Raw genomic sequence first — 19,697 nt, 5'->3', positions numbered from 1 at the left:
GAACGGGGCGGCGGGGGACGAACCGGGCCGCGCCGCCGGTGCCTTGCGAGAGCCGGATTACCCGGGGTCGCAGGGCGACCGCATCGTGGACATCCCCTCGGACGGGGGCCTAAGCGGAATCTCTTGACACCGGATGGGGACACCACGCCGCCCGCCCCAGTTCACCTTCCGTTCACTCAGGTTGCCTACGTTCGTCGAGCCACTGACGTCAAACGATTGCCTGGGTAAATGGAACACATCACGCTGCTGCTCGCCATTGTGGTCGTGACAGCTCTCGTGTTCGATTTCACGAACGGTTTCCACGACACCGCCAACGCGATGGCCACGACCATCTCGACCGGTGCACTGAAGCCCAAGACGGCGGTGGCCATGTCCGCCGTGCTGAACCTCGTCGGCGCGTTCCTGTCCGTGGAGGTCGCCAAGACGATCTCCGGCGGGATCATCAACGAAGAGGGCATTCGTACAGAAGTGATCTTCGCGGCGCTCGTGGGCGCCATCCTGTGGAACCTGCTGACCTGGCTCGTGGGCCTGCCGTCCAGCTCCTCCCACGCCCTCTTCGGCGGCCTCATCGGCGCCGCGGTCATGTCGGCCGGCTGGTCGGCCGTGAACGGCCCGACCATCGTCACCAAGGTCCTCATCCCCGCCATCGCCGCGCCGCTCGTCGCCGGCCTCGCCGCGATGCTGGCCACCCGGCTGACGTACAAGATCGGCGCCAAGACCGACACGAAGCACACCGCCAAGGGCTACCGGGTCGGCCAGATCGCCTCCGCGGGTCTCGTCTCCCTCGCCCACGGCACCAACGACGCCCAGAAGACGATGGGCATCATCACGCTCGCCCTGGTCACCCAGGGCGTCGTCGCCCCCGGCTCCAACCCGCCCCTCTGGGTCATCGTCGCCGCCGGCGTCGCGATCGCGCTCGGCACCTACCTCGGCGGCTGGCGCATCATCCGCACCATGGGCAAGGGCCTCACCGACCTCCAGCCGCAGCAGGGCTTCGCCGCCCAGACCAGCGCCGCGACGGTCATCCTGGCCTCCTCGCACCTCGGCTTCTCCCTCTCCACCACCCAGTCCTGCTCGGGTGCCGTGATGGGCGCGGGCCTCGGCCGCAAGGGCGGTGTCGTCCGCTGGTCGACCGCGACCCGGATGTTCGTCGCCTGGGGTCTGACCCTGCCCGCCGCGGGCCTGGTCGGCGCCGGTGCCGAGTTCCTCACCAAGCAGGGCCCCTGGGGCATCGCCGCCGTCGCGGTCCTGCTGGTCTCCGGCTCGGCCGTCATCTGGTCGCTGTCCCGCCGCAAGCCGGTCGACCACAACAACGTCACCGACGACGACCTCGACGGCGAGTCCGAGCCCGCGGGTGTGGTGACCACCGCGATCGCGGCCGTCACCCCGCCGCCGGCCGGTTCCGTCGCCGCCGTCGCGGACGAGGACCTGAAGACCACCATCCCCTCGCCGGTTCCCACGGACCCGGCCGCTCCCCCGGCCCCCGCCGCAGCGGTGTAAGGAACCAACGACATGAAGATCGACTGGGCAGCTCTCGGCTCCGTCTTCGGAGTCAGCCTCGTGGCGACCGTCGCCCTCGTGGGCCTCTTCACCCTCGGCATCATCGGCCTCTCCAAGCAGGAGCAGGCCGCCGCCCAGGGCGGCTCGGCCACGATGGCCCGGACCGGCGCCTACGCCTGCTTCGCCGCGTGCCTGGCGGCCGTGGCCTACGGCATCTACCTGATCGTCGTCTGACGGTCCTCGCCACTCCGCAGTACTTCGGCCGGGCGGTCCGCACCTTCGGGTGCGGACCGCCCGGCCGCGGTGTTCGTGGTGCTTGCCGAGGCCCGTGTTTGTGGTGCTTCGCACAGTGACCTGTCGCAGGTCAAGGGTGAGTTGACGGGTGTTCGCGGGCCGTGGTGGACTGCCGAGGCCATTACGGCGGCAGCAGAGGAAGTCCGGTGCGAATCCGGCGCGGTCCCGCCACTGTGACCGGATCCGAAGGGTCCGGGAGTCAGGAACTCTCGCCGCCGGTCACGTCGATCCAGGGCGCGGACCCTGAGTGAGGACCTGCGCCATGCCCGGCCGCATCAGAGCCAGCCGCCTCTCCCGGGACGGATTCGTGTACGGCGCGGCCCTCGGGCTCGCCGTCGACCGGCTCGTCGGCGATCCCCGCCGCGGGCATCCCGTCGCCGTCTTCGGCCGCGCGGCCGCCGCCGTCGAACAGCGCCTGCACCACGACCACCGCGGCTGGGGCGCCCTGCACACCGCTGTCTGCGCCGGCTCCACCGCCGCCCTCGGCGCACTCGCCGCCCGGGCCGTACGGGACCGGCCGGCCGCCGCCGTGGCGCTGACCGCCGCCTCCGTCTGGGCCGTCGTCGGCGGTACGACCCTGGGGCGGGAGGCCCGCGCGATCGGCGGGGCGCTCGCCGTCGGGGACCTGGAGGTCGCCCGGGAGCGGCTGCCGCACCTGTGCGGACGCGACCCGCAGTCCCTGGACGGTCCCGCGATGGCCCGCGCGGTCGTCGAGTCCGTCGCCGAGAACACCTCCGACGCCGTGGTCGGCGCCCTCTTCTGGGGCGCCGTCGCGGGCGTGCCGGGCCTCGTCGCCTTCCGGGCCGTCAACACCCTCGACGCGATGGTCGGCCACAAGTCCCCGCGCCACCGCCGCTTCGGCTGGGCCTCGGCCCGGCTCGACGACGTGGCCGGCTGGCCCGGGGCCCGGCTGACGGCCGTCGCCGCGACGCTCGCCGGAGGGAATCCGCGCGGAGCCGTACGGGCCTGGCGGGCGGACGCCGACAAACACCCGAGCCCCAACGCGGGCCCCGTCGAGGCCTCCTTCGCGGGCGCCCTCGGCGTACGGCTCGGGGGGACCCTCTCGTACGGCGGGCGGGTCGAGCACCGGCCCGTACTCAACGGGGAAGGGCGGCCCGTCGAGGTCGCCGACATCGACCGGGCGGTCCGGCTCTCGCGCCGGGTGACCGTCCTGACCCTGGCCGCCTGTGTAGGCGGCCGCATGATCATCGGTGCCGTGAAGCGCGCGAAGCGGAGGAACGCATGAGGGGTGGGGGCCTGCTGGTCGCCGGGACCACGTCCGACGCCGGCAAGAGCGTCGTGACGGCCGGCATCTGCCGCTGGCTGGTCCGCAAGGGCCTGAAGGTGGCGCCGTTCAAGGGGCAGAACATGTCCCTCAACTCCTTCGTGACCCGCGAGGGCGCCGAGATCGGGCGGGCCCAGGCCATGCAGGCACAGGCCGCCCGGGTCGAGCCGACCGCGCTCATGAACCCGGTCCTGCTCAAGCCGGGCAGCGACCGCTCCAGCCAGGTCGTCCTGATGGGCAAGCCGGTGGGCGAGTTGTCCGCCCGCGGCTACCACGGGGGGCGGCAGAAGGAACTCTTCGAGCCGGTCATGGCGTGCCTGGAGGAACTCCGGGGCATGTACGACGCCGTGATCTGCGAGGGGGCGGGCAGTCCGGCCGAGATCAACCTGCGGCGCACGGACATCGTGAACATGGGCATCGCGCGGGCCGCGCGGCTGCCCGTCGTCGTGGTCGGCGACATCGACCGGGGCGGGGTGTTCGCCCAGTTCTTCGGGACGACGGCGCTGCTGAGCCCCGAGGACCAGTCGCTCGTCGCCGGATACCTCGTGAACAAGTTCCGCGGTGACGTGACCCTCCTCGAACCCGGGCTCGACATGCTGCACGGTCTGACCGGGCGCCGGACCTTCGGCGTCCTCCCGTACGCGCACGGGCTCGGCATCGACGAGGAGGACGGGCTCCGGGTCTCGCTGCGCGGCACCGTACGCGAGTCCGTCGTCGCGCCGCCGGTCGGCGCGGACGTGCTGCGGGTCGCCGTGTGCGCCGTACCGCTCATGTCGAACTTCACGGACGTCGACGCGCTGGCCGCCGAGCCGGGCGTCGTCGTCCGGTTCGTGGACCGGCCGGAGGAACTCGTCGACGCGGACCTCGTCGTCGTACCGGGGACCCGGGGGACGGTGAAGGCGCTCGCGTGGCTGCGGGAGCGCGGGCTGGCCGGTGAGCTGGCCCGGCGCGCGGCCGAGGGGCGTCCGGTACTCGGAATCTGCGGCGGGTTCCAGGTGCTCGGCGAGCACATCGAGGACGACGTCGAGTCGAAGGCCGGGGCCGTCGACGGGCTCGGGCTGCTGCCCGTACGGGTGCGGTTCGCGCGCGAGAAGACCCTGGCGCGGCCGGTCGGCGAGGCGCTCGGGGAGCGGGTCGAGGGGTACGAGATCCATCACGGCGTCGCGGAGGTGAGCGGCGGCGAGGCGTTCCTCGACGGGTGCCGGGTCGGCTCCGTGTGGGGCACGCACTGGCACGGCTCGCTGGAGAGCGACGGGTTCCGCCGGGCGTTCCTGCGGGAGGTCGCGGCGGCGGCGGGGCGGCGGTTCGTGCCCGCCCCGGACACGTCGTTCGGCACGCTGCGGGAAGAGCAGCTGGACCGGCTCGGCGACCTGATCGAGGAGCACGCGGACACGGACGCGCTGCTGCGGCTGATCGAGGAGGGGGCCCCGGCGGGGCTGCCGTTCGTGCCGCCGGGTGCGCCGTGAGTGGGGGCGGAGGGTTGCGGGGTGCGCGGCGGGGCCGCGCGGGACGTGCGACCGGCCTCCGGCCGGGCTCGGGTTCCCAGCCGCACCACTCGTGCGGCGTGGAGAGTCGCACCCCGGGCCGACCGGCCCGCTTGCATCAGCTGATCGAACTTGAAGGAGTGACCGCCCGATGAGCACCCGGTTTCCGTTCACCGCCGTCGTCGGCATGGACGATCTGCGGCTCGCGCTGCTGCTGAACGCGGTCAGTCCGGCGGTGGGCGGTGTGCTCGTCCGGGGCGAGAAGGGGACCGCCAAGTCCACGGCCGTCCGGGCGCTCGCCGATCTGCTGCCGGTGGTACCGGTGGTGGCCGGCTGCCGCTTCAGCTGCGATCCGTCGTCTCCTGACGCGGGCTGCCCCGACGGGCCGCACGACGACGCCCCCGGGGCCGAACGGGCCGCGCGGATGGTCGAGCTGCCCGTCGGTGCCTCCGAGGACCGGCTCGTCGGTGCGCTCGACATCGAGAAGGCGCTCGCCGAGGGCGTGAAGGCCTTCGAGCCGGGGCTCCTCGCGGCAGCCCATCGGGGCATCCTGTACGTCGACGAGGTCAACCTGCTGAGCGATCACCTGATCGACCACCTCCTCGACGCCGCCGCCATGGGTGCCTCCCACGTCGAGCGCGAGGGCGTCTCCGTGCGCCATGCCGCCCGTTTCCTTCTCGTCGGGACCATGAACCCCGAAGAGGGCGAGCTGCGGCCGCAGTTGCTCGACCGGTTCGGGCTGACCGTGGAGGTCGCCGCCTCCCGCGTGCCCGAGCAGCGGGTGGAGGTCGTCCGGCGGCGGCTCTCCTTCGAGGACGACCCGGCCGCGTTCGCCGCGCGCTGGGCCGGCGAGGAGGCCGATCTGCGCGAGCGGATCATCGCCGCCCGCGACCTGCTCCCGAAGGTGGTCCTCGGGGACGCCGCGCTGCTCCAGATCGCCGCGACCTGCGCCGCGTTCGAGGTCGACGGCATGCGCGCCGACATCGTCATGGCGCGGGCGGCGACCGCCCTCGCCGCCTGGGCCGGGCGGACGGAGGTCACCTCCGAGGACGTGCGGCAGGCCGCCCTCCTGGCCCTCCCCCACCGGCGGCGCCGTAATCCCTTCGACGCGCCCGGCCTCGACGAGGACAAGCTCGACGAGACCCTGGAGCAGTTCAAGGGCGAGGAGCCGCAGACCGACCCCGACGAGGACCCGGAGCCCGACGGTCCCGACGGTCCGGGTGACGGCGGTCCCGGCGGCGGCGGTGGCATTCCGCCGCAGGGCGAAGGCCCGGCCCCCGAGAGTGACGGTGTGCCCGAGGAGACCCCCGCTCCCGCCGAGGCCCCCGCCCCGGCCCCGCAGGGCTCCGGCGCCGGTGAGCGCGCGGCCGTCCAGGCCGCCGAGCCCTTCCGTACGAAGATGCTGAGCGTCCCCGGTCTGGGCGAGGGCGCCGCCGGGCGCCGCTCCCGGGCCCGTACCGAACACGGCCGCACCACCGGGGCCACCCGGCCCCGGGGCGCGCTGACCAAGCTGCACCTCGCGGCGACCGTGCAGGCCGCCGCCCCGCACCAGCGGGCGCGCGGGCGGACCGGTCCCGGGCTCGTCGTCCGGCGGGACGACCTGCGGCAGGCGACCCGCGAGGGGCGCGAGGGGAACCTCGTGCTCTTCGCCGTGGACGCCTCCGGCTCGATGGCGGCCCGGCAGCGGATGAGCGCCGTGAAGGGCGCCGTGCTCTCCCTGCTCCTCGACGCCTACCAGCGGCGCGACAAGGTCGGCCTCATCACCTTCCGGGGCCGTACCGCCGACCTGGCGCTGCCGCCGACCTCGTCCGTGGACGCGGCCGCCGCCCGGCTGGAGAAGCTCCCGACCGGTGGCCGTACGCCCCTGTCGGCCGGGCTCCTCAAGGCCCATGACGTCCTGCGGATCGAGCGACTGCGCGACCCCTCGCGCCGCCCGCTGCTCGTCGTCGTGACCGACGGACGGGCGACCGGCGGCGGCGCCGACCCGGTGGCGCTGGCCGCCCGGGCGGCGCGGCTGCACGCCGCCGAGGGCACGGCGAGCGTGGTCGTGGACTGCGAGACGGGTCATGTGCGGCTCGGGCTCGCCGGGAGCCTCGCACGCGAACTCGGCGGCACCGCCGTCACCTTGGACGAGCTGCGGGCCGACTCGATCGCCGGCCTCGTCAGGGACGTACAGGCAGCAGATCAGACAACCAGGAGGGCCGCTTAATGCCGCAGGGACAGCCGACCGTCGTGCCCGACGACGGTCTCACCACCCGTCAGCGCCGCAACCGCGCACTCGTGATGGTGCACACGGGTGTCGGCAAGGGGAAGTCGACCGCCGCGTTCGGCATGGCGCTGCGCGCCTGGAACCAGGGCTGGCCGATCGGGGTGTTCCAGTTCGTCAAGTCCGCCAAGTGGAAGGTCGGCGAGGAGAACGCCCTCAAGGCGCTCGGCGAGACCGGCAAGGGCGGCACGGTCACCTGGAACAAGATGGGCGAGGGCTGGTCCTGGATCCAGCGCGAGGTCGCCGAGGGCGAGCAGTCGCACGAGGAGAAGGCCCGCGAGGGCTGGGAGCAGGTCAAGCGGGACCTCGCCGAGGAGCGGTACAAGTTCTACGTCCTCGACGAGTTCGCCTACCTGCTGCACTGGGGCTGGATCGACACCAAGGAGGTCGTCGAGGTCCTCCGCGACCGTCCCGGGCACCAGCACGTCGTCATCACCGGGCGCAACGCGCCGCAGGAGCTGGTCGACTTCGCCGATCTCGTCACCGACATGTCCAAGGTCAAGCACCCGATGGACGCCGGTCAGAAGGGCCAGCGGGGCATCGAGTGGTAGCACGTCTCGTCATCGCCGCACCGTCGTCCGGTGCGGGCAAGACCACGGTCGCGACCGGCCTGATGGCCGCGTTCGCGGGCCGTGGTCTGGCCGTGTCCCCGCACAAGGTCGGGCCCGACTACATCGACCCGGGCTACCACGCGCTCGCGACCGGCCGCCCGGGGCGCAACCTCGACGCGTACATGTGCGGTACGGGGCTGATCGCGCCGCTCTTCGCGCACGGGGCGCGCGGGTGCGACCTGGCGGTCGTCGAAGGGGTGATGGGCCTCTACGACGGTGCCGCCGATCAGGGTGAACTGGCCTCCACCGCGCAGGTGTCCAAGCTGCTCAAGGCGCCGGTGGTGCTCGTCGTCGACGCGTCGTCGCAGTCGCGGTCGGTGGCGGCGCTCGTGCACGGGTTCGCGTCGTGGGATCCGGAGGTGCGGATCGGCGGGGTGATCCTCAACAAGGTCGCCACGGATCGGCACGAGCATCTGCTGCGGGAGGCGCTTGGGGAGTCGGGGGTGCCGGTGCTGGGTGTGCTGCGGCGGGCTCCTGCCGTTGCGACGCCTTCTCGGCACCTGGGCTTGGTGCCTGTTGCCGAGCGGCAGGCTGCGGCCGTCGAGGCGGTGGCCGCGCAGGCGGAGCAGGTGCGCCAGGGATGCGACCTGGAAGCCCTTTTGGCGTTGGCCCGCAGTGCGCCTGAGCTGCACGCCGAGGCCTGGTCACCTGGGGTTGCGGGGCGGGTGTCCGCCGGTGGGTGGGTTGTGCCCACCCTCCCCCAGGGCTCCGCCTGGGAGGTACCCCCAGCCCTTGCGGAACGTATGCCCACAACCAGGCCGGTGGTCGCCCTCGCAGGCGGGGCCGCTTTCACCTTCTCGTATGCCGAGCATGCCGAGTTGTTGACCGCTGCCGGGGCCGAGGTCGTGACGTTTGATCCGCTTCGGGACGAGGCGCTGCCCGAGGGGACCTCGGGGCTCGTCATAGGTGGCGGGTTCCCCGAGATGTACGGCGCCGAGCTGTCCGCCAACGAGCCGTTGCGGAACGCCGTCGCCGAGCTCGCCGCGGCGGGGGCGCCGATCGCCGCCGAGTGTGCCGGGCTGCTGTACCTGGCGCGGTCCCTCGACGGCAGGCCCATGTGCGGGGTGCTCGACGCGGACGCGCGGATGTCGGAGCGGCTGACGCTCGGGTACCGGGACGCCGTCGCCGTGAGCGACAGCGTGCTCGCGCCGGCCGGGGCGCGGATGCGGGGGCACGAGTTCCACCGGACCGTGATCGAGCCGGGCGCGGGCGCCCGGGCGGCCTGGGGGCTGCGGCAGCCGGAGCGGCGTGTCGAGGGCTTCGTCCAGGGCGGGGTGCACGCCAGTTACGTGCACACGCACTGGGCGGGTGCGCCGGAGGCGGCGCTGCGGTTCGTGGAGCACTGCGGGTGAGTTCAGCCGCCGGAGACGCCCACCACGAGCCAGATGAAGCCCACGCCCGCGACCGTGCACAGCAGGGTCGAGCGGGCGGGGTGTTCGTGGTGGGCCTCGGGCAGGATCTCGGCGGCGGCGAGGTAGAGCAGGGCGCCGCCGAAGAAGCCGAGATAGCTGCCGAGGAGTTCCTCCGGAAGGGTGAACAGCAGGGTGGAGGCGGCGCCGAGGATCGGGGCGACCGCGTCGGCGACGAGCATGCCGACGGCCTTGCGGCGGGCGTTCCCGTAGAGGCTCGTGATCGTGTACGTGTTGAAGCCGTCGGCGAAGTCGTGGGTGATGACGGCGAGCGCGACGGTGGCGCCCATGCCGCCGCCGACCTGGAAGGCCGCGCCGAGGGCGATGCCGTCCATGAGGCTGTGCAGGACCATCGCGGCGGCCGCGGTGAGACCGACCTGCGGGACCCGCTCGTGGGCGCCGACCCCGTGTGCCGCCTGGCGGACGGCGAGGAGGCGCTCCACCACGTGGGCGAAGAGGAAGCCGCCGACGAAGAGCAGCAGGGCCTCCGGGACGCCGAAGACCTTCTCCCCCGCGGCCTCCAGGGCCTCCGGCAGGAGGTCGAGTCCGACGACGCCGAGCATGAGTCCGCCGGCGAGGCCGAGGACGAGGTGGCGGCGGTCGGTGACGCGTTGCGCGACCCAGCCGCCGAAGAGCGTCATGAGGAACGCGCCGAGCGCGACGACCACAGCCATGGGCCTTTGCTATCGGATGGGGCGGTGTGCGCGCACCTCGGTGTGGGGGCCAGGTCGGGCGTTCCGGTGGACGAAGTGCTCGCGCTGGTCGACGTGGTGCTGCGGGAGGCGGGGCTGACGCGGGCGGCCGTGCGGTCGCTGGCCACGCTGGACGCGCGGGCCGCCGAGCCGGGTGTCGCGGGCGCGGCCGGGGAGCTGGGGGTGCCGGTGCGGGGGTTCCCGGCCGGGGAGCTGGCCGCCGTCTCCGTACCGCATCCGTCGGCGCTGCCGCTGGACGCGACGGGGACGCCGTCGGTGGCGGAGGCGGCGGCCCTGCTCACGGCGGGCGCGGGGATCGACAGGGCCGAGGGGGCAGCCGAGTCGGCTGGGTCCGATGGGTCGGCCGGGTTCGATGGGTCGGCCGGGGCACCGCGGGCCGTGCTGCTCGTGCCGAAGCGGAAAACGCGGCGCGTTACGTGTGCGCTCGCCACGTGTGTACCGGTTTGTCCGCACGAACGCGCGGCAGGCGTACGGTTGTTGCACCAGCCTCACGGGTACATCGCTGGCGAGCCTGGCTCACCCCCCACCATCCCCACCCCCCACACGACGGCGGCCATGGACACGCACACGCATTCCGACGCCCACGACCTGCGCCATCACGGTGACGCCGAGGTCCGGGACGAGAAGTTGATCGATCTCGCGGTGAACGTCCGGACGAACACCCCTCCGGACTGGCTGAGAAAGAGAATCGCCGATTCGCTGACCGGCCTCGCGGCCTATCCCGACGGCCGGGCCGCGCGGGCCGCGGTCGCCGTGCGGCACGATCTGCCGCCCGGCCGGGTGCTCCTCACGGCCGGCGCCGCGGAGGCCTTCGTGCTGCTCGCGCGGGCGCTGCCGGCGCGTCGGCCCGTGGTGGTGCACCCGCAGTTCACCGAGCCGGAGGCGGCGCTGCGCGACGCCGGGCACGAGGTGGGCCGGGTGCTGCTGCGCGAGGAGGACGGTTTCCGGCTGGATCCGGCGGCGGTGCCCGAGGACGCGGACCTGGTGGTGATCGGGAACCCCACGAACCCGACCTCCGTCCTGCATCCCGCCGCCTCGATCGCCGCCCTGGCCCGGCCCGGCCGGACGCTGGTGGTCGACGAGGCGTTCATGGACGCGGTGCCGGGCGAGCGGGAGTCGCTCGCCGGGCGGACCGACGTGCCGGGGCTCGTGGTGCTGCGCAGCCTCACCAAGACCTGGGGGCTCGCGGGCCTGCGGATCGGGTACGTCCTCGCCGCGCCGGAGACGATCGCCCTGCTGGAGCGCGCGCAGCCGCTGTGGCCGGTGTCGACGCCGGCCCTGGTGGCGGCGGAGGCCTGCATGTCGCGGTCGGCGCTCGCGGAAGCCGAGCACGCGGCGCACCGGATCGGCGTGGAGCGGGCGCATCTGCTCGCCGGCCTCGCGGAGTTCGACGAGGTGCGGACGGTAGCCGGGGCGGAGGGCCCCTTCGTCCTGCTGCGGATCGACGGGGCGGACGCGATAAGGGACCGGCTGCGCCTCCTCGGCTTCGCGGCCCGGCGGGGCGACACGTTCCCGGGGCTCGACCGGAACTGGCTGCGGCTCGCGGTCCGGGACCGGGCCACGACGAACCGTTTCCTCCAGGCCTTGGACCAGGCGCTCCTGCTGGGCGGCTGACCGCCCCCGCAAGGAAGCACGCGAGCGGGGCGCGGGGTGGGCGATGTCGTCACCATCGCCCACCCCGCGCCCCGCTTTCCCGCTTCCCCTACCCTTCCGGCACCCCCCGGTGCCTCCCCCTCGGGCCGTCAGCCGCGCGAGCGGGCACGCGAGCGGGTGACCGCGAGCGCGCCGCCGCCGGCCACCAGGAGGGCGAGGGCGCCCGCCGCGATGTACGTGGTGGAGGAGCTGCCACCGGTCTCGGCGAGGTTCTCGGTCGGGGTGGTGCCGCCGTTGTTGGTCTTCACGCCGCCGTCGCTGCTCGGCTCGGCGGTGGGCTTCTGCGTGGGCTGCTCGGAGGGCCGCTCGCCGGGCTCCTGGGTGGGCTGCTCCGTCGGCCGCTCGGTGGGCTGCTCGGTGGGCTCCTTGGTGGGCTCCTTCGTCGGCGCCGGGCCTTCGGGCGTCTCGCAGGTCGCCTCGGCGAGCGTCACGGTGCCGTTGACCTTGGCCACGCCCAGCTTCAGCGGGTCGACCGCCACCGTGAGTTCGAGGGCCGTCGCCGCCGCGGTGCGGGAGGTGGTGGAGGTGCGGGAGAGGTCCAGGGTGACCTCGCCGACGCCGGGCACGGTCACCTGGGTCCGGCCGGCGGTGGAGAGGGTGGTCTTCTTGCCGAAGACGGTCACGTGCCCGAGGACGTTGGACTCGGCGACCGGCTTCTTCCCCACCTCGCACAGCGCCGTGGAGGTGACCTTCTCGACCTCGATGAGGGAGAGCAGCGGAATGCCGGGGACGTGGACCTGCGCCTTGACCAGGTTCACGTGGCCCTCGGCCTTCGCCTCGTCCACGGTGGCCTTGGAGGTGGCGACGTCGGCGGCGAGGATGTCGATCGGCTTTCCGCCCTCGGCCCCCTGCACCTTCACGGTGAGCGCGGTCTCGCTCTCGGTCTCGGGCGCCTTGACCTCGTTGAGCGAGGTGCGCACCGGCACCTTCACCGTCTCGCCGAGGAGGGAGACGTCGAGGCCGGCGCGCAGGACGACGGCGGTGGCACGCCCTTCGCCGCCCGTGGCGTGCGCCGCCGGGGCCGCGAGGAGCACGGGGCCGACGGCCAGGGCGGCGACGGTCGCGGCGGCGGCGGTGCGGCGTACGGGCGCGCGGAAGGTGTTGCTGTTCAAGATGGTGGAACCCCCACAAGAGACATGGCGTCGCCGGCCGCTCACCACGGGGACGGTGGGTCGGCGCGGCCTCGGCGACTTGAGACACCGGAATCTTTACGCACGGAGAGTGAACCGACAGTCGCCTGACGTGAGTTCACTCCAAAGGGGGGTTTCCGTGTTCATTTTCGATTTTTCTCGACACAACCGTCCTGCCACGTCCCGCGTCTTTCGTACGAGCGGGCGCATGCGGGCACGGGTGGGTGCGTGCGGGGGTACGTGGGAGAAAGTGAAAACGATCCGCTACCGGCCGGGGTAACGGATCGTCAACGCGACGCCCTGGGGCGCGGGGTCAGCTCGCGCGCCAGTACCCGAGCGCGTGGACGCGCTCCTTGGGAAGGGCGAGCTCCTTGCGGGCGTACGACGCGAGCGTGCGGGTCGTCGCCGTGTCGCAGGCGATCCAGACGTACGAGGCGGCGTCCGCGAGCTCGGGCAGCTCGGCCTTCACACGGGCGACGAGGTCGGCGCCGCCGCCCTGGCGCGGGATCCGGCGCAGCTCGTGGTGCGCGGGGTCGAGCCGGACCGGCAGCTCGTCGTCGGAGGCGTGCTGCGTCTCGAACCAGACGGTGGCGGGGACGCCGGGGAGCGCGTCGAGCAGGGAGTTGACGGCGGGCAGGGAGGCCGGGTCGCCGACCACGAGCAGCCTCGCGGGCAGCGGGTCGGGCGCCTCGAAGCCGGTGCCCTGGAGCGTGGCCTCCACGGTGTCGCCGGGGGCGCAGGCGCGGGCCCAGCGGCTGGCGATGCCGTCGTGGAGGGCGAATTCGAGACTGAAGGTGCCCGCGGCCAGGTCGGGGTCGACCAGGGTGTACGCGCGCTGGTGCGGCTTGCCCGCGTCGTCGAACCAGAGGCGCACCCACATCGTCGGGTGGATGCCGGCCGCGGCGAGCAGGCCGCCGTCCGTGAAGTGCACCCTGCGGTAGTCCTCGGTGACCTGCTCGGCCCCCGTCACCGTGAACGTGAAGTCCTTCCCCCGAAACAGCTTGAGGACCGCCCCCTGCCAGCCATGCCCCACCGTGATCTCCTCCCCTGGACTCCTGTTAAGTTACTTAGGTCAGCCTAACCTAAGGTTCTGAAAAAGATACGGACGGGAGCGGGGTTCTCCGTGAGCATCGAGGTCTACCGGGACGCCTGGGGCGTCCCTCATCTGCGCGCCACGGACCCGGAGGAACTCGCCTTCGCCCAGGGGCGGGTCACCGCCCGCGACCGCGCCTGGCAGCTGGAGGTCGAGCGGCACCGGGCCCAGGGCACCACCGCCGCCTTCCTCGGCACCGCCGAGCTCGGCTGGGACACCTTCGCCCGGCGGGCCCGGCTCGCCGACACCGCCCGCCGCTGCTACGCACGGCTCGAAGCGTCCGACGCGCCGACGGCCGCCTGGGTCCGGGCGTACGTGGACGGGGTCAACGACGGCCTGGCGGACGGGTCCCGGCGCGCACCCGAGTTCGCGGAGACCGGTCTCGTACCCGGGCGGTGGGAGCCGTGGACCCCGCTCGCCGTCTGGCTCTCCACCCACATCCTCTTCGCCGGCTTCCCCACCAAGCTGTGGCGTGAGCAGGTCGCCACCCGGCTCGGCGAGGAGTGGACGGAGCTCTTCGCGACGGACGGCCCCGGCACCGCGGGCTCCAACGGCTGGGTGGTGTCCGGCGAGCGGACCGCGAGCGGCGCGGCCCTGGTGGCCGGCGACCCGCACCGGTTCATCGAGGCGCCGGGCGTCTACCAGCAGATCCGGCTCGCCTGCCCCGCGTACGACGTCGTGGGCATCGCCGTGCCCGGCGTCCCCGGACTCGCCCACTTCGGCCACACCGGCTCGGTGGCCTGGGCGATCACCAACGCCATGGCCGACTACCAGGACCTGTACCGGGAGCGGCTCCGCCGGCTGCCCGGTGGCGGTGTCGAGGCCTTCGGCCCCGAGGGGTGGCGCCCGGCGGCGACGCACCCGGAGACGATCGAGGTCGCGGGCGGTGAGCCCGTCGTGATCGAGGTGGTGGAGACGGACCGGGGACCCGTGATCATCGGGGCGGACGGCGAGCCCTCCGGCGGTTCCTCCGAGTGGGAGGCCGTGAGTCTGCGCTACCCGCCCCGGGTCACCGGGGAGCTCGGCTTCGGGGTCCTGCCCGGGCTGCTGCGCGCCCGGACCGTCGCCGATGTGGACGCCGCCCTCGACGGCTGGGTCGAGCCCGTGAACGTCGTCCAGGCCGCCGACACCCGGGGCGGGCTCCTGCACCGGGTCGCCGGCCACGTACCCGTACGGAACCGGGCCAACTCCCTGCGTCTCGTACCCGCCTGGGATCCGGCGCACGACTGGGAGCCCGCGCCCGCGCCGCTGCCCCGCGCCGACGTCCGCGGCCACGCCGTCATGGCCAACGCCCGGGGGCTCGCCGCACCCCTCGGCGTCGAGTTCGCCCCGCCGCACCGGGCCGCCCGCATCGGCGAGCTCCTCGACGCCTCGTCGGAGTGGACCCCGGAGTCCACGACCGCCGTCCACACCGACACCGACAACCCGTCGGCGGCCCGCCTCCTCGCGGCGGTGGAGCGGGCGGCCGAAAGCCTCTCCCCCGGCGCCTCCGCCGTACGCGAGCGGCTGCTCGGCTGGGACCGGCGGATGGCGGCGGAGAGCACCGACGCCGGCCTGTACGCGGCCGTGCGCGGCGCCGTGGTGCGGCGGCTCGCCGGGCACGAGGTCTTCACGGCGCTGCGCGAACCCGCCCCGTACCCCGCGCTGTTCCGCCCCTGGCTGGCCCTCGGCCCCCGGGTCGCCTACGCACTGGAGACGCTGCTCACGGCCGGTCCCGTGCCGGCCGGGGACGTCGACCGGATCGTGCGCGAGGCCCTGGAGGAGGTCGGGGCCGGTGAGCCGCCCGCCGCCTGGGGCGTGACCCACCGCCTCGCGCCCTGGCAGGCGCTCCCCGACGCCGACGACGCGCAGTGGCCGGGGCTCGCCGGGGACCACGACTGCGTCCTGTCCACGTCGAGCGTGCCCGGCTGGACCGACCGCAGCGCCCGCGCCTCCGCCGCCCGCTACGTCTGGGACCTCGCCGACCGCGAACGGAGCGGCTGGATCGTGCCGTTCGGGGCGTCCGGGGTGCCCGGCGACCCGCACCACCGCGACCAGCTTCCCCTGTGGCTGCGGGGCGAGCTCGCCCCCGTCACGACCGACTGGCAGTACCTCACCAAGGAGCAGGGATGACCACCGCCGTACACGTCCGGAGCGTCGAGGGCTTCGGCACCGTCACGATCCGGCCCGTCGAGCCCGACCGCGACGCCCCGCTCCTGCACGGCTGGGTCAACGAGGAGCGCGCCCGGTTCTGGGGCATGGGCGGGACCACCGTCGAGCAGGTCCGGGACATCTACGCGCACCTGGACTCGCTCACCACCCACCACGGCTTCCTCGTCGGCCTGGACGGGGAGCCCGTCGCACTGTTCCAGACGTACGAGCCCGAGGCGGACCGGGTCAGCGAGTGCTACACGGTGGAGCCCGGCGACATCGGCGTCCACTTCCTGATCGCGCCGAGCGCGACCCCCCGGTCCGGCTTCACGGCCGGACTCGTCAGCGCCCTCGTCGACTTCTCGCTGAGGGACCGCACCCGGGTCGTCGTCGAGCCCGACGCCGCCAACGAGAAGGCGATCGCGCGGATGGTCCGCGCCGGCTTCGAGCTCGGCCCGGAGGTCGTGCTGCCCGAGGTGGACCTGCCGGAGGTCTTCATCCCGGAGAAGAAGGCGCGGCTCGCGTTCCTCACCCGCTGACCGAACGGGTGGTCGACCGTCAGCCGACCACCCGGCCGTTGACGACGACCCGCCGCGGCGCCGCGAGGACGCGGACGTCCGCGCGCGGGTCCTCGCCGTAGACGACGAGGTCGGCGGGGGCGCCCTCCTCCAGGGAGGGGCGGCCGAGCCAGGCCCTGGCGCCCCAGGCCGTGGCCGAGAGCGCGTCGATCGGCGGGATGCCGGCGCGGGTCAGCTCCTCGACCTCCTCCGCGACGAGCCCGTGGGCGAGGGAGCCGCCCGCGTCGGTGCCGACGAAGACGGGGACGCCGGCGTCGAAGGCGGCGCGGACGGTGTCGTACCGCCGCTCGTACAGCCTGCGCATATGGGCCGACCAGCGCGGGAACTTCTCCTGGCCGCCGTCGGCGAGATGCGGGAACGTCGCGATGTTCACCAGGGTCGGGACGATGGCGACGCCCCGCTCGGCGAAGAGCGGGATCGTGTCCTCGGTGAGGCCGGTGGCGTGCTCGATGCAGTCGATGCCCGCCTCGACGAGGTCGCGGAGGGAGTCCTCCGCGAAGCAGTGCGCCGTGACCCGGGCGCCGAGCCGGTGCGCCTCGGCGATGGCTGCCTCGACCTCGGGGCGCGGCCAGCAGGCGGTGAGGTCGCCCGCCTCGCGTTCGATCCAGTCGCCGACGAGCTTCACCCAGCCGTCGCCGCGCCGGGCCTCGCGGCCGACGTACGCGACGAGGTCCGCGGGCTCGATCTCGTGGGCGTAGTTGCGGATGTAGCGGCGGGTACGGGCGATGTGCCGGCCCGCGCGGATGATCTTCGGGAGGTCCTCGCGCTCGTCGATCCAGCGGGTGTCGGAGGGCGAACCGGCGTCCCGGATGAGCAGCGTGCCCGCGTCCCGGTCGGTGAGGGCCTGCTTCTCGCTGGTGGCCTCGTCGACGGGGCCGTGCCGGTCGAGTCCGACGTGGCAGTGGGCGTCGACCAGGCCGGGCAGCGCCCAGCCCTCGACGGTCACCGCCTCGGCGGCGGGCCGGTCGTAGGTGATCCGCCCGTCGACGCACCAGAGTTCGTCCCGTACGTCCTCAGGGCCGACGAGCACCCGCCCCTTCACATGCAGCACCGCGTGATCGCTCATGCGTGCACTGTACGAGGGCGGGTGCCCGTGCCCGGTCCGTCGTCCTGTTGGACACCTGATGCCCCTTGACGGTTGCATCATGACGAAGATCCCTTTTGTGCAGGTGGGCCAGGGGGATGCGCGGGCGGGCGTCGGTACCCTGATCGGGAGTTCCGCCCGCACCGCACCGAGTCGAAGAGGCACCGCCGTGACCGTGACACATCCGCTCCTGGACCTGGCCCCGCTGACCGCCGCGCATTTCGCGTCGATCGAGCGGCGGGTGGCCGCGCTGCTCTCCACGGAGCAGGACGTGGTGATCACCCAGGGCGAGGCGCTGCTTCCCCTGGAGGGGTGCATCCGCAGCGGGGCGCGGGCCGGTTCGACCGCGCTGAACGTCGTCACCGGTCCGTACGGGCAGACCTTCGGCAACTGGCTGCGGGACTGCGGGGCCACCGTCGTCGACCTGGAGGTGCCCTTCCACACGGCGGTGACGGCCGCTCAGGTGGAGCGGGCGCTCGCCGAGCACCCGGAGATCGACTTCGTGTCGCTCGTCCACGCGGAGGCGGCGACCGGGAACACCAACCCGGTCGCGGAGATCGGCGAGGTCGTGCGGGCGCACGGCGCGCTGTTCTACCTGGACGCGGTGGCGTCGATCGGCGCGGAGCCGGTGCTGCCGGACGCTTGGGGTGTCGACATGTGCATCATCGGCGCGCAGAAGGCGATGGGCGGCCCGGCGGGCGTCTCGGCGGTCTCGGTGAGCGCGCGGGCCTGGGAGCGGTTCGCCGCGAACCCGGCCGCGCCCCGTCGCTCGTACCTCTCCCTCCTGGACTGGAAGGAGCGGTGGATCGACGGCGGCCGGAAGGCGCTGCTGCACGCTCCGGCGCAGCTGGAGATGCTGGCCCTCGAGGCGTGCGTGGAGCGGATCGAGGCGGAGGGCCTGGACGCGCTGATGGCCCGGCACTCCTCGGCGGCGGCCGCGACCCGCGCGGGAGCGGTTGCGCTGGGCGGCGGTCTCGAGCCGTACGTGTACGAGGCGAAGGACGCGGCCCCGGTCGCGACGACGCTGCGCGTGCCGGCCGGGGTGGACGCCTCGGAGCTGGTCGCGAAGGCCCTCTCCGCGGATCCGTCGCTGCCGCTGATCGCGGGCGGCGGGGCGCTGGCCAAGGAGATGATCCGGGTCAACCACTACGGGGTGGACGCGACTCCGGGCGCCGTGCAGTCCTCGCTCGCGGCGCTGGGCGCGGCGCTCGGCGACACGGGCCGCACGGTGGATCTGGAGGGCGCGCGGCGCGCGGTCACGGAGGCCTGGAAGTAGGACGTACGGGCGTATAGGGAGGGGCGGGGTCCGGTGGCCGGACCCCGCCCCTCGTCGTGCGTGGCACGGGCTACAGCGCGGGGTAGTCGGTGTAGCCGCGGTGGTCGCCGCCGAAGTACGTGGCGGTGTCCGGGGTGTTGTACGGGCCGCCGGCCTTGAGCCGGGCCGGCAGGTCGGGGTTGGCGAGGAACAGCGCCCCGTACGCGACGAGGTCGGCGGTGCCGTCCTCGACCAGGGCCAGGGCGTCGGGCCCGGTCGGCCCCTCGCTGGCCGGGTTCAGGATGAAGGTGCCGGAGAAGGCCTTGCGCAGGGCGAGGGTCAGCTCGCGGACCTCGGGCGTGGGCTCCGTGACGTGCAGGTAGGCGATGCCGATCGGGTCGATCGCCTCGACGAGGGCGGGGTAGATCTCGGCGGTGTCGGTCTCGGCGATGTCGTTGTAGGTGTTGGCCGGGGAGACGCGCAGGGCGGTGCGCTCGGGGCCGATCTCGGCGGCGACGGCCTTGACGACCTCGACGGCGAAGCGGATGCGGTTCTCGACCGGGCCGCCCCATTCGTCGGTGCGCCGGTTGGAGTTGGTGGAGAGGAACTGCGAGACCAGGTAGCCGTTGGCGCCGTGGATCTCGACGCCGTCGAAGCCGGCCTCGATCGCGTTGCGGGCGGCGGTGGCGAAGCCGGCGATCGTCTCGCGTACCTCGTCGGCGGTGAGTTCGCGCGGGGCGACGAAGTCGATGAGTCCGGTGCCGGCGAAGAGCTGCCCGGCCGGGGCGACCGGGGACGGGCCGACGGGGTGGAGACCGTTGCCGAGGACCTCGGGGTGGCTGATCCGGCCAGCGTGCATCACCTGGACGAAGATCCGGCCGCCGCGCTCGTGGACGCCGTCGGTGACCTCGCGCCAGGCGGCGATCTGCTCGGCGCTGTGCAGTCCGGGGGTGCTGGGGTAGCCCTGGCCGATGGCGGTCGGCTGGGCGCCCTCGGTGATGATGAGACCGGCCGAGGCGCGCTGGGCGTAGTACTCGGCGACGAGCGCGGTGGGGGTACGGCTCTCGCTCTCGGCCCGGCTGCGGGTCATGGGGGCCATGGCGATGCGGTTGGCGAGACGGGTGCCGGCGAGGTCGACGGGGTCGAAGGCAGTGGTCATGGCGGTTCCCTCACATCATTATGTGGTCGGCCAACTAATCGGGCCGTTGTCAC

16 protein-coding genes and 1 riboswitch are annotated in these 19,697 nt (G+C 73.7%); of the genes, 11 read left to right on the top strand and 5 right to left on the bottom strand.

The features are described 5' to 3' along the window. Positions 1-228 precede the first annotated feature (228 nt). The 7 genes from OG357_RS30470 to OG357_RS30440 all read left to right on the top strand — a co-directional run bounded on the left by OG357_RS30470 (position 229) and on the right by OG357_RS30440 (position 8,792). Positions 229-1,500 carry an inorganic phosphate transporter gene (locus tag OG357_RS30470; RefSeq protein ID WP_329624187.1) on the top strand — a complete coding sequence of 424 codons (1,272 nt, stop codon included), beginning with the start codon at positions 229-231 and terminating at the stop codon, positions 1,498-1,500. 12 nt (positions 1,501-1,512) lie between these two features. Next, positions 1,513-1,734, top strand: coding sequence for a hypothetical protein (locus tag OG357_RS30465; protein ID WP_329624186.1), 222 nt, complete (start codon positions 1,513-1,515; stop codon positions 1,732-1,734). 148 nt (positions 1,735-1,882) lie between these two features. Further along, positions 1,883-2,022, top strand: a riboswitch (cobalamin riboswitch). Positions 2,023-2,056: 34 nt separating this feature from the next. Next, positions 2,057-3,040 carry a cobalamin biosynthesis protein gene (locus OG357_RS30460; protein WP_329624185.1) on the top strand — a complete coding sequence of 328 codons (984 nt, stop codon included), beginning with the start codon at positions 2,057-2,059 and terminating at the stop codon, positions 3,038-3,040. After that, positions 3,037-4,545: a cobyric acid synthase gene (locus OG357_RS30455; protein WP_329624184.1), complete on the top strand. Its 1,509-nt coding sequence runs from the start codon at positions 3,037-3,039 to the stop codon at positions 4,543-4,545. The genes OG357_RS30460 and OG357_RS30455 overlap by 4 nt, the downstream gene beginning before the upstream one ends. A gap of 169 nt (positions 4,546-4,714) precedes the next feature. After that, entirely contained in the window at positions 4,715-6,772 is a 2,058-nt protein-coding gene (locus OG357_RS30450) for a putative cobaltochelatase (protein WP_329624183.1), read from the top strand. Further along, positions 6,772-7,380, top strand: a complete 609-nt coding sequence (cobO, locus tag OG357_RS30445) for a cob(I)yrinic acid a,c-diamide adenosyltransferase (RefSeq protein WP_329624182.1) — start codon at positions 6,772-6,774, stop codon at positions 7,378-7,380. Before OG357_RS30450 ends, cobO begins: the two co-directional genes overlap by 1 nt. Beyond that, positions 7,374-8,792 carry a cobyrinate a,c-diamide synthase gene (locus tag OG357_RS30440; RefSeq protein ID WP_329624181.1) on the top strand — a complete coding sequence of 473 codons (1,419 nt, stop codon included), beginning with the start codon at positions 7,374-7,376 and terminating at the stop codon, positions 8,790-8,792. Before cobO ends, OG357_RS30440 begins: the two co-directional genes overlap by 7 nt. Before the next feature lie 2 nt (positions 8,793-8,794). On the opposite strand, the gene OG357_RS30435 is transcribed toward OG357_RS30440, so the two are convergent. Beyond that, entirely contained in the window at positions 8,795-9,523 is a 729-nt protein-coding gene (locus tag OG357_RS30435; protein ID WP_329624180.1) for a ZIP family metal transporter, read from the bottom strand. Positions 9,524-9,598: 75 nt separating this feature from the next. Here OG357_RS30435 and cobC point away from each other — a divergent pair, with 75 nt between their 5' ends. Continuing rightward, complete coding sequence (gene cobC, locus OG357_RS30430) at positions 9,599-11,176, top strand: Rv2231c family pyridoxal phosphate-dependent protein CobC (protein WP_443066831.1); 1,578 nt, start codon at positions 9,599-9,601, stop codon at positions 11,174-11,176. 128 nt (positions 11,177-11,304) lie between these two features. Here the strand turns inward: cobC and OG357_RS30425 are convergent, their stop codons facing one another. After that, positions 11,305-12,327: an SCO1860 family LAETG-anchored protein gene (locus OG357_RS30425; RefSeq protein ID WP_329624178.1), complete on the bottom strand. Its 1,023-nt coding sequence runs from the start codon at positions 12,325-12,327 to the stop codon at positions 11,305-11,307. Positions 12,328-12,658: 331 nt separating this feature from the next. Further along, on the bottom strand, positions 12,659-13,378 hold the full coding sequence (locus OG357_RS30420; RefSeq protein ID WP_329624177.1) for a siderophore-interacting protein: 720 nt from the start codon (positions 13,376-13,378) through the stop codon (positions 12,659-12,661). A gap of 90 nt (positions 13,379-13,468) precedes the next feature. Between OG357_RS30420 and OG357_RS30415 the strand changes: the two genes are divergently transcribed. Together OG357_RS30415 and OG357_RS30410 are read left to right on the top strand one after the other, a co-directional pair. Beyond that, complete coding sequence (locus tag OG357_RS30415) at positions 13,469-15,550, top strand: penicillin acylase family protein (protein ID WP_329624176.1); 2,082 nt, start codon at positions 13,469-13,471, stop codon at positions 15,548-15,550. Next, positions 15,547-16,107 (top strand): GNAT family N-acetyltransferase, encoded by a 561-nt coding sequence (locus OG357_RS30410; protein ID WP_329624175.1) that lies wholly within the window; start codon positions 15,547-15,549, stop codon positions 16,105-16,107. The genes OG357_RS30415 and OG357_RS30410 overlap by 4 nt, the downstream gene beginning before the upstream one ends. A 19-nt stretch (positions 16,108-16,126) precedes the next feature. On the opposite strand, the gene OG357_RS30405 is transcribed toward OG357_RS30410, so the two are convergent. After that, positions 16,127-17,212, bottom strand: coding sequence for an amidohydrolase family protein (locus tag OG357_RS30405; RefSeq protein ID WP_329624174.1), 1,086 nt, complete (start codon positions 17,210-17,212; stop codon positions 16,127-16,129). A gap of 193 nt (positions 17,213-17,405) precedes the next feature. Here OG357_RS30405 and OG357_RS30400 point away from each other — a divergent pair, with 193 nt between their 5' ends. After that, positions 17,406-18,506, top strand: coding sequence for a pyridoxal-phosphate-dependent aminotransferase family protein (locus tag OG357_RS30400; RefSeq protein ID WP_329625745.1), 1,101 nt, complete (start codon positions 17,406-17,408; stop codon positions 18,504-18,506). A 70-nt stretch (positions 18,507-18,576) separates the two neighbouring features. On the opposite strand, the gene OG357_RS30395 is transcribed toward OG357_RS30400, so the two are convergent. Further along, positions 18,577-19,644 (bottom strand): alkene reductase, encoded by a 1,068-nt coding sequence (locus tag OG357_RS30395; RefSeq protein WP_329624173.1) that lies wholly within the window; start codon positions 19,642-19,644, stop codon positions 18,577-18,579. Between the last annotated feature and the right edge of the window lie 53 nt (positions 19,645-19,697).

The sequence above is a fragment of the Streptomyces sp. NBC_01255 genome, from assembly GCF_036226445.1.
Taxonomy (GTDB): domain Bacteria; phylum Actinomycetota; class Actinomycetes; order Streptomycetales; family Streptomycetaceae; genus Streptomyces.
This window is presented reverse-complemented; position numbering and strand designations above follow the sequence as displayed.

Coding starts and splice junctions, on each gene's coding strand:
- OG357_RS30395 (WP_329624173.1), bottom strand. CDS start 19,644: ATGACCACTGCCTTCGACCCCGTCGACCTCGCCGGCACCCGTCTCGCC.
- OG357_RS30455 (WP_329624184.1), top strand. CDS start 3,037: ATGAGGGGTGGGGGCCTGCTGGTCGCCGGGACCACGTCCGACGCCGGC.
- OG357_RS30405 (WP_329624174.1), bottom strand. CDS start 17,212: ATGAGCGATCACGCGGTGCTGCATGTGAAGGGGCGGGTGCTCGTCGGC.
- cobO (WP_329624182.1), top strand. CDS start 6,772: ATGCCGCAGGGACAGCCGACCGTCGTGCCCGACGACGGTCTCACCACC.
- OG357_RS30460 (WP_329624185.1), top strand. CDS start 2,057: ATGCCCGGCCGCATCAGAGCCAGCCGCCTCTCCCGGGACGGATTCGTG.
- OG357_RS30450 (WP_329624183.1), top strand. CDS start 4,715: ATGAGCACCCGGTTTCCGTTCACCGCCGTCGTCGGCATGGACGATCTG.
- OG357_RS30465 (WP_329624186.1), top strand. CDS start 1,513: ATGAAGATCGACTGGGCAGCTCTCGGCTCCGTCTTCGGAGTCAGCCTC.
- OG357_RS30435 (WP_329624180.1), bottom strand. CDS start 9,523: ATGGCTGTGGTCGTCGCGCTCGGCGCGTTCCTCATGACGCTCTTCGGC.
- OG357_RS30470 (WP_329624187.1), top strand. CDS start 229: ATGGAACACATCACGCTGCTGCTCGCCATTGTGGTCGTGACAGCTCTC.
- OG357_RS30410 (WP_329624175.1), top strand. CDS start 15,547: ATGACCACCGCCGTACACGTCCGGAGCGTCGAGGGCTTCGGCACCGTC.